Here is a 14,026-nt window from a genome sequence, read left to right on the forward strand (position 1 = left end):
GCACAAGCGGGTCTCTTGGGAGGCCCGCTTTTCTTTTGCGCCGAACCCTCTCGACACCACCTGCAAGGACAGGCTATCAGCCCGCAACGCCATTTAGCCCAGAGGTCTTGCCATGATCCCCAGTTCATTTCCCGATAGCACCGAAATCGCCCGCCTGACCGCGCGAATGTTGCTGGAGATCAAGGCCGTACATTTCAATTCGCGTGAACCGTTCACGCTGGCCTCGGGCCTGCCAAGCCCAACCTACATTGATTGCCGCAAACTGATCTCGTTCCCGCGCATTCGCTCAACGCTGATGGATTTTCTGACCGTCACGGTCATGCGTGATGCTGGGTTTGAGGCTTTCGATAACGTTGCAGGCGGTGAAACCGCAGGCATTCCTTTTGGCGCGCTGGTTGCAGAACGCATGGCACTACCGATGACCTATGTGCGTAAAAAACCCAAGGGTTATGGCCGCAACGCACGGATCGAGGGCGAGATGAGCGAAGGTCAGCGTGTCCTGCTGGTCGAGGATCTGACCACCGATGGCGGCTCAAAATTGTCCTTTGTTGATGCGATCCGTGAAACCGGCGCGACCTGCGGCCATACCGCAGTGATCTTCTACTACGGCATCTTCCCGGAAACCGAAAAAACCTTGGGCGATCACGGGGTGAAGTTGCACCACCTTTGCACATGGTGGGATGTGTTGGCCGAGGCAAAAGCACAAGGCGCCTTCGATCAGGAAACGCTGGATGGCGTCGAGGCGTTTCTGAACGATCCGCGTGGCTGGCAGGAAGCACACAAGGACTGACGCTGCGAAAACTGTTTACCGATCGGAAACACTGATCTTTAAAACAGACTTTAGCATGCAATATGTTGACGTCCCGCCCCGTCATACTTCAATATGATGGGGCAGCGAGATATGCACAGCATATCCCCAGAAAACATACAATTTGCCCCGACTCGCGGGGCCGGGCTATGGACTCTGTCCCAAGGGGATGGTGAGAGCAGCAATGAACGAGATCAGCAGTATCGAGCAGGCGGCAGCTCAGATTCAGAATGCCGAAACCATGCCGCATTCCATTGAGGCTGAGCAGCAGCTTCTGGGTGCGATCCTGACCAATAACGATCTGTATGACCGTGTCGCGTCGATCATCGGTTCCGAGCATTTCTATGACCCGGTGCATGCCCGCATTTATGAAGTCGCAGCTAACCGGATTGCAAAAAACGCTCTTGCCTCGCCCGTGACACTCAAGTCATTCATGGCCGAGGATGAAGGCCTGAAAGAACTCGGCGGTCCGGCCTATTTGGTTAAACTGGCAGGCGCCTCAATCAGCGCCTTTGCAGTGCACGACTACGCCCAGATGATCTATGACCTTGCGATCCGGCGTGAGCTGATCCGCCTTGGTCGGGACATCTCGGACAAGGCGGCGCGGGTTGATGTATCGAGCGAGCCAAAAGAACAGATCGTCGAAGCTGAACAGCAGCTTTATCAACTGTCCGAACAAGGGCAGACCGAACAAGGTTTTCAATCCTTCCTCAAAGCGGTCACAGAAGCTGTCAACGTTACCAATGAGGCTTATCAGCGTGGGGGCGGGATGGCCGGCATCTCGACCGGTCTGGCCGATCTGGACAAGCAACTGGGTGGGTTGCATCCATCGGACCTGATCATTCTGGCCGGCCGTCCCTCTATGGGTAAAACCTCGCTTGCGACCAACGTGGCGTTTAACGTGGCCAAAGCTTACAAGCGAGGTCAAAAATCCGACGGCAGCGAAGGCGCAATCGATGGCGGTGTCGTGGGCTTCTTCTCGTTGGAGATGAGCGCGGAACAACTCGCGGGTCGTGTTCTGGCCGAAGCCTCCGAAATCTCCTCGCACAAAATCCGTCAGGGTGACATGACCGAGGCCGAGTTCCGCCGGTTCGTGGACGCCGCCAAAGAACTTGAGGCATGCCCTCTGTTCATCGATGACACCCCTGCACTGCCAATCTCGCAGCTTGCCGCGCGGGCGCGGCGGTTGAAGCGCACGCACGGGCTGGACCTCCTGGTGATCGACTATCTGCAGCTTTGCCGCGGTATGTCCGACAACCGGGTCAACGAGATTGCCGAAATTTCGATGGGTATGAAAGCCATCGCAAAGGAGCTGAACATTCCCGTCATCGCTCTGTCTCAGCTCAGCCGTCAGGTTGAAAGCCGCGATGATAAACGCCCGCAACTGTCTGACCTGCGGGAATCAGGCTCGATCGAACAGGACGCCGACGTCGTGATGTTCGTGTTCCGCGAGGAATACTACAAGGAACGCGAAAAGCCCGGCGATCACGAGTTGGAAAAGATGGAAGAGTGGAAGCAGGCCATGGAACGCCTGCACGGCAAGGCCGAGGTCATCGTGGGCAAACAGCGTCATGGTCCCATCGGTACGGTCGAGCTTTCCTTCGAGGCCCAGTTCACGCGCTTTGGCAATCTGGTCAAACCCTGGCAGCAAGACGGTCAGATCGAAGGATACTGACGAGGCACGCTTGGCCTGCCCCCTGCGTAAACGATGCGTCACAGGGGGCAGGTTTGATCCTTGAACCAACACAATCAAATACCTGCAGATTTTCTCCGCGTTCACGGACGAATTCCCTGCTTTACTTGCCGGTTTTTCAGCAAATCCAGCCATATGTCGCTTATACCGCAGGTGATCCACGCAAGTTTCAGGTTATTCCCCCTTGACCTCGTCCTTCCCGATGTCATGAACAGTGCCATGAGTACTGCACGTTTGACGATCAATCTTCAGGCGCTTGCCAGCAACTGGCGGGCGCTCGACGCAAAAACGGATGTCGAAACCGGCGCCGTGGTCAAGGCCGATGCCTATGGTCTGGGCGCAGGCCCTGTTGCCAATGCGCTGGCCGAAGAAGGCGTTCGGAAGTTCTTTGTTGCTGCGGCCGAAGAAGGTGCCGATGTGCGCGAGGCCGTGGGCCCGGGACCGACAATCTGCGTCTTTTCCGGTCATATGGAAGGCGACACCGATCTGCTGCGTGCACATGACCTGACTCCACTGATCAATTCGCCCGAACAGTTCCAGCGACATGTCGAGGCACTGCCCGATCACGCTTTGGGCATTCAGCTCGACAGCGGCATGAACCGGCTGGGGTTTGAGCCAGCCGATTGGGCAGAACTGCGCCCAAAAGCCGAGGCCCTGAACCCCGTCGTCGTAATGTCTCATCTGGCGTGCTCGGACGAGCCGGATCACCCGATGAACCATCAACAGCTCGAGACCTTCCGCGGGATGACCGAAGGTGTCACTGCACCCAGGTCGCTTGCTGCCACCGGGGGAACCCTGTTGGGGTCTGAGTTCCACTTTGAATTCTGCAGACCCGGGATCGGATTGTATGGCGGTATGCCGTTCGCCGGTGCCAAGCCGGTCGTGACCGTCGATCTTCCGGTCATTCAGGTGCGTGATGTCGAAGTGGGTGAAACCGTTGGTTACGGCAACAGCTGGACTGCCCGACGCCCGTCTCGCATTGCGACCGTTTCTGCAGGCTATGCTGACGGCTTGCACCGCGCCATAGGCGGTGGCATCGATACCTTTTCGGGCGATCAGCCCTGCCCGGTCGTCGGTCGCATTTCGATGGACCTGATCACTGTCGATGTCACTGACCTGCCCCACACGCCAGAACGCCTGCGTATTTTGAACGGCCATCAGACCATCGATGATCTGGCCGAAGCAGCCGGTACGATCGGTTATGAAATCCTGACTTCGATGGGCAGCCGTTATTCCCGGGGCTACGTGGAATGAACCCTCTGAGCTTGCTTGGAGGTCTGGGACGAGCAGTGCTCAATATGCTCGCCGCCTTTGGCAGAGTGGCCCTGTTCGCACTGGATGCGATCTCACATGTCTTTCGGCCACCCTTCTATCCACGCGAGTTCGGTATCGCTCTACTGAACATCGGCTGGCTGTCTCTTCCGGTTGTCGGACTGACCGCAATCTTCACCGGCGGCGCACTCGCGCTGCAGATCTACGCGGGTGGCGCTCGTTTTAACGCCGAGGCCGTTGTGCCCCAGATCGTGGCTATCGGCATGGTGCGCGAACTTGGCCCTGTGTTGGTTGGCCTCATGATTGCTGCGCGTGTGACATCTTCGATAGCGGCCGAAATCGCGACGATGAAAGTGACCGAGCAAATTGATGCGCTTGTCACGCTTTCAACCCATCCAATGAAATACCTGACAGCCCCGCGCGTTCTGGCTGCCCTGATTACTGTCCCGGCACTGGTTGCCGTAGGTGACGTGATCGGAATCGCAGGCGGCTATGTGGTTGCGACCCAAAACCTTGGCTTCAATCCTGCGACCTATCTGCAAAATACCGTGAATTTTCTTGAGACTCGCGACATTGTCTCTTCACTGGTCAAAGGCGCAGCATTCGGCCTGATCGCCGCGATCATGGGCTGCTACTACGGCATGACATCAGGCCGTGGCGCACAAGGTGTTGGCCGTGCCACCAAAGGCTCTGTCGAGGCGGCCGCTGTTCTGATCCTGGCCGCCAACTTCGTTCTCACAGGGGTATTCTTCTCGCTATGATCCGGATGGAGAACGTACATAAGGCCTTTGGCGACAACCATGTCCTGCAGGGCATGAACCTTGAGATCTCCAAAGGTACCTCAATGGTTATCATCGGCGGTTCCGGCACCGGAAAATCAGTGGCTCTGAAATGTATCCTCGGGCTGATCAAACCTGACAGCGGTATGATCTACGTCAATGGCAAAGACGCCACCAAAGGCGACCGCGACGCGTTTCTGGCCCGGTTTGGAATGCTGTTTCAAGGCGGTGCTTTGTTCGATTCCCTGCCCGTCTGGCAAAACGTCGCCTTCCGGCTGCTGCGCGGACCTATGAAACAGCCCGCCGAGTACGCGCGTGAGATCGCCATCGATAAACTGCGTCGCGTCGGCCTGCGGGCCAAGGTCGCCGATCTATACCCCTCTGAGCTGTCAGGCGGCATGCAGAAACGCGTCGGCCTCGCCCGTGCAATCGCTGCAGAGCCTGAGATCATCTTTTTTGATGAACCAACCACGGGCCTCGACCCGATCATGTCCGGTGTCATCAATGACTTGATCCGAGAGATCGTGACCGAGATGGGTGCCACGGCAATGACCATCACTCACGACATGAGCTCGGTCCGCGCAATAGCCGACAACGTCGCGATGCTGCATGACGGCGTTATTCAATGGACCGGCCCGGTCGGACAAATGGATGCGTCGGGTGATCCCTATCTGGAGCAGTTCATCAGTGGGAGTGCGGAAGGGCCGATTGAGGCAGTGCGTTAGTCACGATTTTCGGTGGTACGGTCTGCCTTCATTCTATCGTAGGCTCTTTGCCCATAATCCACACGTAATAGATACTGACCGGATAATCCCACAAACTCAGGTGTTTCTATCCGTAGAACATTGAAAACTTGGATCAAATGAGTACCCGATACTGGAATATAGTCCGGGTCCTGCCCCGAAAGCCGATTGTAAACGCGCCCTCCAAGCCAACCATTCCGACGACGCGCACGATCAGCCTCATAAAGCCTGAAATGCAAAACACCAAAGAGCTGCTCACTATCCAGTGGCAGCCGGTCGACTGCTGCACCAATTGACGAGTACGCCACGGACAGCCCCGACGTAACTGCATCCGATACACCGCGACTGGTAGCCGATGGACCTTTGATGATCTTGATAATGGGGTTTCTCATTTAACCTCAAAGTGTTCTGCTTTTCTCTGTCCCGGTCTAAGGTAGAGATGCATCAAAACCCACCAAAAACTTGAATGGTCTCATGTGCCTGACTAGGTTCGGAACCTGTTTCCTACGGATATTAAAATGACCCTTCGCCTTATCACCCTGTCTCTGCTGATCCTCTACCCCATCGCGTGGTTTGCCCCACTCATGCGCGCGGGTTTGCTCCCGATCTTCGGCCTCAGCGAGATCAGCGTGATCACCGGCCTGCAGTCCCTATGGCACTCGGATGTGTTCCTCGCGCTCGTCGTCACCGCCTTCGCTCTCTTTGCGCCTTATCTCAAAACCATCGGTACAGCGCTGATCCAGTGGAACCTGTTGGACCCGCGTGTACAGCCCGCATTGCACATCCTCGGCAAGCTTGCGATGGCCGATATTTTCCTTATTGCTCTGTACATTACGCTGGCCAAAGGTATCTCGTATGCGACCATTGAAACCGCGTGGGGTTTGTATCTGTTTACAGGCTGCATTCTGGCCTCGATCGCATTGGGCCACATTACCGAAGTGCAACTTAAATCACGAAATTCTCAGACCTAATTGATTGAAAACATTAATTTGAGTATCATGTTTTATATTCGAGCAGCTAAGTTTTGTTAGTTTACGGGTCCGCAGCGGATCGTCGTTTGTGTTAGATGGTATCTCCGCCTCGGGTCCGGTCTAAGCCGGTTTCGAAAGGAGATGGACTATTATGGCCGCCCTCCACAACATCACATTGCAATTTCAAAATGTTTTCTTACGCTTAACTTTTATTCTTATCTGTGCCGCCGCCCTATTCGCGGTGTTTGCAACCCTGATGTCAGCAGCGGGCGTTTGGCCCTGGTTGTCAATGCAGGCTGCCATCGGAAACAACCCTGCAATTGATGCAGGACCCTATTTCCAAGTTGGATTGACCTGCCTGATTCTCATGCTGGCCTTCTACCTGCCTTCAAGTGCGCGCATGATGGCGCTTGAGAGCACGCATCGAAAGTTCTCGCTCAACATGCAGGATATCGTAGATGCCTACCGCGTTGCGCATGCCTCTGACCGCAGCGGCGTTTTCGCACTCGCGTCCGAATTTGATGCGGTCAAGGAAAGGATGCACTTTCTGCGCGATCATCCCGACCTTCAGGCGATGGAGCCCGAAATTCTGGAGCTTGCAGCACAGATGAGCCAGGTCAGCCACGAACTGGCCGAAACGTATGGAGAAGCAAAGGTCAAACGAGCGCGTAGTTTCCTGCAGCAACGGCAGGAAGAGGTTGAGCTGTTCCAGCAGCGGATAGAGGACGCTCAGACTATCCTGCACGAACTGCGGCAATGGACACGTGACATCGAGATCGAGGAATCGATCGCCAAATCACAACTGACACGGCTGAGAGATGAGCTTTTCGAGCTTTTGCCGGAACTCTCGGCGCAACTGCAAACCCCGCCTGACGACAGCGATCCCAGCGCATCCAGTGTTATCGCGATGTCGCCACCGCGGGCAGCTGAATAACCACTCACCCCGGCGCGTCAGCGCCTGTCGCAGAGGATGACCTTAAGGGTCTGACGACGCGGCACCCCAGCGGCGGTAATGATTGGCCACAAGGGCTTGAAGAACCGCCCAACCTCGGGCACCAAAGGCCGCATGGCAAAGACGACTTCTTTCTCCTGCTCGGCCTGTGGTGCCACGCATACCCGTTGGTCCGGGCGATGCGATGCCTGCGGCGAATGGAACACCATCACGCAGGACGCACCACTCTCCGCTGGACCGGCTAAGAAATCTCTGGGCGGCAAGCGCGGCCAGTCCATAGTCCTGTCCGACCTGTCGACCGAAGAAACACCCCCGCCCCGCACACTCTGCGGTGTCGAGGAACTCGACCGCGTACTTGGTGGCGGTCTTGTCCCGGCCTCAGCGCTTTTGGTTGGCGGTGATCCGGGTATCGGCAAATCCACTCTTCTGCTACAGGCGGCAGCACGGTTCGCCCGGACCGGTTTGAAAACCATCTATGTCTCGGGTGAGGAAGCCAGCGCGCAGGTTCGTATGCGCGCCCGTCGCCTTGGCCTCGAAGATGCGCCCGTCCAACTGGCGGCAGAAACAAACCTGCGCGACATCCTCACGACTTTGGAAGCCGAAAAACCGGGTCTGGCCATCATAGACTCGATCCAGACCATGTGGGCCGACAATGTCGACAGTGCGCCGGGATCGGTGTCTCAGGTCCGCGCCGCAGCACATGAGCTGACATCGTTCGCCAAACGTCATGGCGTGTCGATCATCATGGTCGGGCATGTGACGAAAGAAGGTCAGATCGCCGGCCCGCGCGTGGTTGAACACATGGTCGATACCGTCCTTTACTTCGAAGGCGAGCGTGGCCATCAGTTTCGCATCCTGCGCGCGGTCAAGAACCGTTTCGGGCCCGCCGATGAGATCGGCGTGTTCGAGATGACGGGCAAAGGTCTGGCGCAGGTCACCAACCCTTCTGCGTTGTTTCTGTCGGAAAGGGGCAAACCCAGCCCCGGCTCAGCAGTGTTTGCCGGTATCGAAGGCACGCGCCCTGTGCTGGTCGAACTGCAGGCCCTTGTTTCTCCTTCCCCTCATTCACAACCCCGCCGCACCGTCGTCGGCTGGGACAGTGGCCGTTTGGCGATGATCCTGGCCGTGCTCGAAGCGCGCTGTGGCATCCCCTTTGCAGGCCTAGATGTCTATCTGAACGTCGCTGGCGGCCTGAAAGTCAGCGAACCTGCGGCCGATCTGGCGGTCGCCGCCGCGTTGCTGAGTGCCCGAGAAGACACAGCCCTGCCCGCAGATACCGTTGTTTTCGGAGAAATCTCGTTATCTGGGGCACTTAGACCGGCCCCGCAGACCGAAAATAGGTTGAAAGAAGCGCAAAAACTTGGTTTCACATCGGCAATTGCTCCGGCAGGTGGCAAAACCGGCACTGTGGCAGGTCTGACACTCACCCGACCCAGTGATTTGGTTGGGTTTGTTGGCGAAACCTTCGGAGCAGGTTAAGATCGCGCCTCGAGGGGCAGAAAAAAGAACAGGCGAGGGCCATGGAAGGTTTTACAATAATTGACGGGGTGGTTGCCCTGATCATCGTGCTGTCGGGCATATTGGCCTATTCGCGCGGTTTCATGCGCGAGGTTCTGGCCATCGCTGGCTGGGTTGCGGCCGCCATTCTGGCCTTTATTTTCGCGCCGCAGGCCGTTCCTTTGGTCAAAGAGGTTCCGGTTGTCGGAGAGTTCCTGCGCGACAGCTGCGAACTGTCTGTCATCACAGGCTTTGCTGCAGTGTTTGCAATTGCTCTGATCGTGGTCAGCATCTTTACGCCACTGTTTTCATCGCTCGTGCAACGTTCAGCACTGGGCGGTCTGGATCAGGCACTGGGCTTCTTCTTCGGTATCGCGCGCGGCATCCTGCTCGTTGCCATCGCCTTCTTCGTCTACGACACCGTTATGACCGGCCAGTCCTACACGATCGTTGATGAGAGCCGTTCGGCCAAGGTCTTTGAACAGTTCAGCGACCGGATCGAAGAACAGAACCCTGAGGCCGCTCTGGGCTGGATTACATCTCAGTACGAAGAGCTGGTTGCAAGCTGCACCGCAGACTCGGGCAACTCGGTAGATACAAGCAACACCGAGAACACTGAAAGCACCGAAGGCACCGGCAACTGAGCTGACCAAATCTGGAATTCAGGTGAAAGCCCGGTTTCGACCGGGCTTTTTTGTTGCTGACGATCAAAAAAGTTGAACTGTCAGGAAAACCCCTCGCCACCGCACACTGCACATCGCGTCGATTTTAAGCCAAAGCACCCGTCACATCGGCTATATTCCGGCTTTCCAAACACATCTCTGCTTTTGACGACCTCGCCAGCACCATTGCAGATTGGGCAAGGCGCACGGCCCATGCCACGGCACCGGTGACAACGACGTTTTGCCTGCTCTTCTTTCTTAGATCCCTGCTTATGTTGCCACATACACTTTACCCATCCGAAACCTCGATTTCTGTTATCGCTCGGAACTTTTATCATCACAGCATATATGTCTGAACATGTCACCTATATTGGCCTAGTTGCTCAAAATCAGCCTGCGGCAAAACGCGAGTGTGATCCTTTGATGACAGCGGCGACATTAGGCATTATGTGGAAGCCAGACCGCCACGGAATCGGAGCTACCGATCTTGTTCTTTCTGTTTTCCTTCGTGATCGCCGCTGCGCTGCTTGCGCATATGGCATCAGGAAAAGCAGTACCTGCGCGAATGAAAATCCGCGCTCATCTGAACCATTCCGCGGCACGAAGTACCCTCTACGTTAAAACGTCATAGAAATTGGAGCCCGTACATGTGTGGGATTTTGGGGATCGCAAGCAGGACGCATGATGTCTTTGCGGAAATCTATGACGGGCTGCTGATGCTGCAGCACCGGGGTCAGGACGCCTCGGGCATCGTCACCTACAACGGCGAGTTCTTTCGCGAGAAAAAGGCCAATGGTCTGGTCAAGGATGTCTTCAACGCACAGGATGCCGAGACGCTTTCGGGTAAGATCGGCATTGGTCATGTGCGCTACCCCACTGCAGGATCGCTCAGCGCGGCCGAGGCGCAGCCGTTCTTCGTGAACGCGCCTTATGGGATCTACCTCGTCCACAACGGCAACATCACCAACACTGCTGAACAGCGCGAGAAGGTCACGGGTAAATACAGCCGCCACCTGCGCACCACATCGGATTCCGAGATTCTGTTGAATGTGCTGGCCGATAAAGTGGCCGATGCAATTAAGGTGAACGGCAACTCCGATCCGATCCGCAACATCTTTGCTGGTGTGAAGATGACAATGGAGCGGGTTCAGGGCGCCTATTCGGTGATCTGCCTGATTGCGGGCGTGGGTATGCTGGCCTTCCGTGACCCGTATGGCATCCGCCCCCTGTCAGTGGCCAAGCGCGTGGCCGAAGGGCAAGGCGACGATTACGCCTTTGCCTCGGAAGACGTTGCTTTCGGCATCAATGGTTTCGACAAGCTGCGCGATCTGCGCGCTGGCGAGGCGATCCTGATTGATCTGGACGGCAACATGCACGAATTTCAGGCGGTCGAAGGCAAGCTCACCCCCTGCATCTTTGAATATGTCTACCTCGCGCGCCCGGATTCACTTCTGGACGGTGTGTCGGTCTACAAAACCCAAATGCGTATGGGGCAAACACTGGCCAAGCAGATTCAGGAGTCCGGACTGGAAATTGATCGGATCATCCCGGTGCCCGACAGTGCTCGTCCTGTGGCGCTTGAGGCGGCAAAGATTACTGGCATCCCCTATCGCGAGGGCCTGGTAAAGAACCGCTATGTGGGCCGAACCTTCATCATGCCAGGTCAGGCCGAGCGGCAAAAGTCTGTCCGGCGCAAGCTGAATGCGGTTCCGCTGGAGTTCGATGGGCACAATGTACTGCTGATCGACGATTCCATCGTGCGTGGCAATACGATCAAGAAAATCGTGCAGATGTGCCGCGAGGCCGGAGCGAAAAAGGTTTATATCGCCAGCGCATCGCCGCCGGTGAAATACCCTAATGTCTACGGCATCGACATGCCCACCAAGCATGAGCTGGTCGCCAATGGCAAAGAGATCGAGGAAATCCGCGAAGAGCTGGGCGCTGACGCGTTGTTCTATCAAAATCTCGATGATCTGATCTGGGCCGCCAAGGAAGGCAATCCCGAGATCGAGCAATTCGACTGCTCCTGCTTTGATGGCAACTACATCACGGGCAGCGTCAGCGAGGATTATCTGGATAGCCTGGAAAACAGCAGCCGCGTCAGCAAAAAGCGCGAAGACATGCAGGTCGTCGGAGGGTCTTGGAATTCGGCGAAGCTCGCTTCGGGGTAAACAAGACCGGGCAGCGCAACACCGCTGCCCCGGCGAATCAGCTATGCATTAGTGGCGCTTCAGGCGCACATTGTTCGCTCTTGCGGGGCCATACCGCCTGTTCACTGGTGAGTTTTCGCCTACAACCAGCCGGTGAACGATCTGCGATTGCAAAGGCTTCGTCAGACCGGTTTTGCACCCACGTTTTCGTGACGCAGTGGCATACTTCAATTTCAGCGATCGGTTTGATAGCCCGCGTGCCACCAACCGCTCACAACAAAGGGGTCGGGATTTTTCCTGACCGCGATCTATGTCAAACGCCACTGTTAAAAGTGCGGCCACTAAAAAGGGCGCGCTCAAGAAGAACTCCGTATCGGTGCTCGGCATATTTGGACCCAAGGCCAATATGCGCGCCCTGATGCGACTGTCGTCGGGCCGGGTCAAAGAAGTCAAACCGGGTAGCCGCGTCGCCTCGGGGACCGTAGTTGCCATCGATGAAGACGGCGTCATGCTGCGACAAAGCGGCCAGACCAAGCGGATCGCCATCCCCGGCGGCTGATCTCGGCTTGACGACCCGTGCGCAGGGGTTCAAACCGCTCCCATGACCGATCAGACCAAAATTGCCCTCATCACAGGGGCCTCTCGCGGATTGGGCGCAGCACTGGCCGAAGCGCTGGCGCCCGAGTATCACATCGTCGCCGTCGCCCGCACCACTGGCGGGTTGGAAGAGCTTGACGACCGCATTCAGGCCAAAGGCGGCAGCGCCACTTTGGCCCCGATGGATGTTACTGACCCCGACGCCATGGCAACGCTGTGCCGAGGAATTCACGACCGTTGGGGTAAGGTGGATCTGTGGCTGCATACCGCTATCCATACTTCAGCTTTGACGCCCGCGCATTTCGTCGACGCGAAAGAGTGGACCAAGGCAGTAAACACGAACGCAAACGCGACTTCGGTTCTGATTCCCTACATCGCCCCCCTTCTTGGCGAAGCTGGCCATGCCGTGTTCTTTGATGATCCGAAGGCTGGCGAGAAGTTCTATGGCATCTATGGTGCCACCAAGGCTGCTCAGATGGCTCTAGCGCGGAGCTGGGCAAACGAAACCGAGCGCACGGGCCCTCGCGTTTCCATCATAGAGCCTGCACCGATGCCAACAGCAGTTCGTGCACGTTTCCACCCTGGTGAAGACCGCGAAGCTCTGACGGCCACCACAGATGAAGCAGCACGCATTCTAACTCTTCTTTGAATTCTCTCTATTGAGAAAGCGAAACGGCGCCCTCAAAACCCAGGCGCCGTTTTATGCGATGTGCACCCCTGTCCGTCCGGCTAGATCCACAAAGAACTGCCATGCTACACGGCCTGAACGCGATCCCCGCGTTGCCTGCCATTCAATAGCCTCGGCGCGCAGCGTTTCGGCATCGACCGTAACGCCATAAGCGGCACAATACCGGTCGATCATCGCCAGATACTCATCCTGATCACAGGGATGGAAGCCGAGCCACAGGCCAAAACGATCAGAGAGAGAAACCTTCTCCTCGACCGCCTCGGATGGGTTGATCGCGCTGGAGCGTTCATTTTCGATCATGTCCCGCGGCATGAGGTGCCGGCGATTTGAAGTGGCATAAAACACCACATTCTCGGGGCGTCCTTCGATACCCCCATCTAGAACCGCCTTGAGCGATTTATAGTGCTGGTCATCGTGGCTGAACGACAGGTCGTCACAAAACAGAATGAACCGGTGTGGCGCGGCGCGTAGGTGGTTTAGCAGGCGCGCGACCGAGTTCATGTCTTCACGTTGCAGCTCCACCAGCTTCAGATCAGGATGTTCGTCCTGCAATGTGCCGTGCACGGCTTTTACGAGGCTGGATTTCCCCATTCCCCGTGCGCCCCATAGCAGCGCGTTGTTGGCCTTGTAGCCAGCTGCAAACCGGCGGGTGTTATCCAGCAATGTGTCGCGAGACCGGTTGATGCCCACCAGCAAGTCCAGATCGACGCGGTTAACCTGTTCGACCGGTTCCAGTCGGTCCGGTTCAACTTGCCAGACAAAAGCCGGTGCTGCATTGAAATCAGGGGCTGCCAATGGTGCTGGCACCATGCGCTCAAGTGCATCTGCGATACGGTTCAGGGCTTGGTCGTCCATCGGCTCCTCCGGGTATTCCGCAGGTTTTCAATCATGTTCCGCCTCGCGCAACAAGAGCCGCACATGAAAAAGGCGCGCCAAACTTGGACGCGCCTTATCCTTGAATATATCCGCAGATTACTTGGTGTCTTCGTAATCCTGCATCATCTCTTCATCTGCCTCGGCCTCGTCATCATCGTAGTAGCCGTCAGCACGCAACTGCTCTTCACGCTTCTTCTCAACACGCGCGACAAGGAAGATCGAAATCTCGTAGAGACCGTAGACTACGATGAACAGGATGATCTGAGTAATCACGTCCGGCGGCGTAACGATCGCTGCAAGAACCAAGATCCCCACAACCGCATATTTACGTACGGCGC

Annotated in this window: 15 protein-coding genes; 12 read left to right on the forward strand and 3 right to left on the reverse strand. The window is 56.6% G+C overall.

The features are described from left to right. Nucleotides 1–112: 112 nt before the first annotated feature. The 5 genes from E1297_RS46120 (at nucleotide 113) to E1297_RS46140 (ending at nucleotide 5,277) form a co-directional block, all read left to right on the forward strand. Complete coding sequence (locus tag E1297_RS46120; RefSeq protein ID WP_155150609.1) at nucleotides 113–790, forward strand: orotate phosphoribosyltransferase; 678 nt, start codon at nucleotides 113–115, stop codon at nucleotides 788–790. A gap of 202 nt (nucleotides 791–992) precedes the next feature. After that, on the forward strand, nucleotides 993–2,483 hold the full coding sequence (locus E1297_RS46125) for a replicative DNA helicase (RefSeq protein ID WP_155150612.1): 1,491 nt from the start codon (nucleotides 993–995) through the stop codon (nucleotides 2,481–2,483). Nucleotides 2,484–2,720: 237 nt separating this feature from the next. Beyond that, the gene (alr, locus tag E1297_RS46130; RefSeq protein ID WP_155150615.1) at nucleotides 2,721–3,755 is read left to right on the forward strand and encodes an alanine racemase; all 1,035 of its coding nucleotides are present in this window, start codon (nucleotides 2,721–2,723) and stop codon (nucleotides 3,753–3,755) included. Further along, entirely contained in the window at nucleotides 3,752–4,534 is a 783-nt protein-coding gene (locus E1297_RS46135; protein ID WP_155150618.1) for an ABC transporter permease, read from the forward strand. Before alr ends, E1297_RS46135 begins: the two co-directional genes overlap by 4 nt. Continuing rightward, a complete protein-coding gene (locus tag E1297_RS46140) occupies nucleotides 4,531–5,277 on the forward strand; it encodes an ABC transporter ATP-binding protein (protein WP_155150621.1) in 747 nt (248 codons plus the stop codon). The genes E1297_RS46135 and E1297_RS46140 overlap by 4 nt, the downstream gene beginning before the upstream one ends. Here the strand turns inward: E1297_RS46140 and E1297_RS46145 are convergent. Beyond that, nucleotides 5,274–5,687, reverse strand: coding sequence for a hypothetical protein (locus E1297_RS46145; RefSeq protein WP_155150624.1), 414 nt, complete (start codon nucleotides 5,685–5,687; stop codon nucleotides 5,274–5,276). The genes E1297_RS46140 and E1297_RS46145 overlap by 4 nt on opposite strands. Nucleotides 5,688–5,813: 126 nt before the next feature. Between E1297_RS46145 and E1297_RS46150 the strand changes: the two genes are divergently transcribed. The 7 genes from E1297_RS46150 (at nucleotide 5,814) to E1297_RS46180 (ending at nucleotide 12,773) form a co-directional block, all read left to right on the forward strand. Beyond that, nucleotides 5,814–6,266, forward strand: a complete 453-nt coding sequence (locus E1297_RS46150) for a paraquat-inducible protein A (protein ID WP_155150627.1) — start codon at nucleotides 5,814–5,816, stop codon at nucleotides 6,264–6,266. Between the two features lie 289 nt (nucleotides 6,267–6,555). Further along, nucleotides 6,556–7,200, forward strand: coding sequence for a hypothetical protein (locus tag E1297_RS46155; protein WP_209016404.1), 645 nt, complete (start codon nucleotides 6,556–6,558; stop codon nucleotides 7,198–7,200). A gap of 132 nt (nucleotides 7,201–7,332) precedes the next feature. Further along, nucleotides 7,333–8,697, forward strand: a complete 1,365-nt coding sequence (gene radA, locus E1297_RS46160; RefSeq protein ID WP_155150634.1) for a DNA repair protein RadA — start codon at nucleotides 7,333–7,335, stop codon at nucleotides 8,695–8,697. 41 nt (nucleotides 8,698–8,738) lie between these two features. Further along, entirely contained in the window at nucleotides 8,739–9,359 is a 621-nt protein-coding gene (locus E1297_RS46165) for a CvpA family protein (RefSeq protein ID WP_155150636.1), read from the forward strand. Nucleotides 9,360–10,024: 665 nt separating this feature from the next. After that, entirely contained in the window at nucleotides 10,025–11,548 is a 1,524-nt protein-coding gene (gene purF, locus E1297_RS46170) for an amidophosphoribosyltransferase (RefSeq protein ID WP_155150639.1), read from the forward strand. 289 nt (nucleotides 11,549–11,837) lie between these two features. Then, nucleotides 11,838–12,086, forward strand: a complete 249-nt coding sequence (locus E1297_RS46175) for a hypothetical protein (RefSeq protein ID WP_155150642.1) — start codon at nucleotides 11,838–11,840, stop codon at nucleotides 12,084–12,086. Between the two features lie 42 nt (nucleotides 12,087–12,128). Continuing rightward, complete coding sequence (locus E1297_RS46180; RefSeq protein WP_155150645.1) at nucleotides 12,129–12,773, forward strand: SDR family oxidoreductase; 645 nt, start codon at nucleotides 12,129–12,131, stop codon at nucleotides 12,771–12,773. A 51-nt stretch (nucleotides 12,774–12,824) separates the two neighbouring features. Here E1297_RS46180 and E1297_RS46185 read toward each other — a convergent pair whose 3' ends face one another. Beyond that, nucleotides 12,825–13,667, reverse strand: a complete 843-nt coding sequence (locus tag E1297_RS46185) for an ATP-binding protein (RefSeq protein WP_155150648.1) — start codon at nucleotides 13,665–13,667, stop codon at nucleotides 12,825–12,827. Between the two features lie 117 nt (nucleotides 13,668–13,784). Beyond that, nucleotides 13,785–14,026 (reverse strand): twin-arginine translocase subunit TatC (locus tag E1297_RS46190; RefSeq protein WP_196223577.1); only part of this gene is annotated, 242 nt, incomplete at its 5' end.

This window comes from Roseibium sp. RKSG952 (assembly GCF_009711355.1).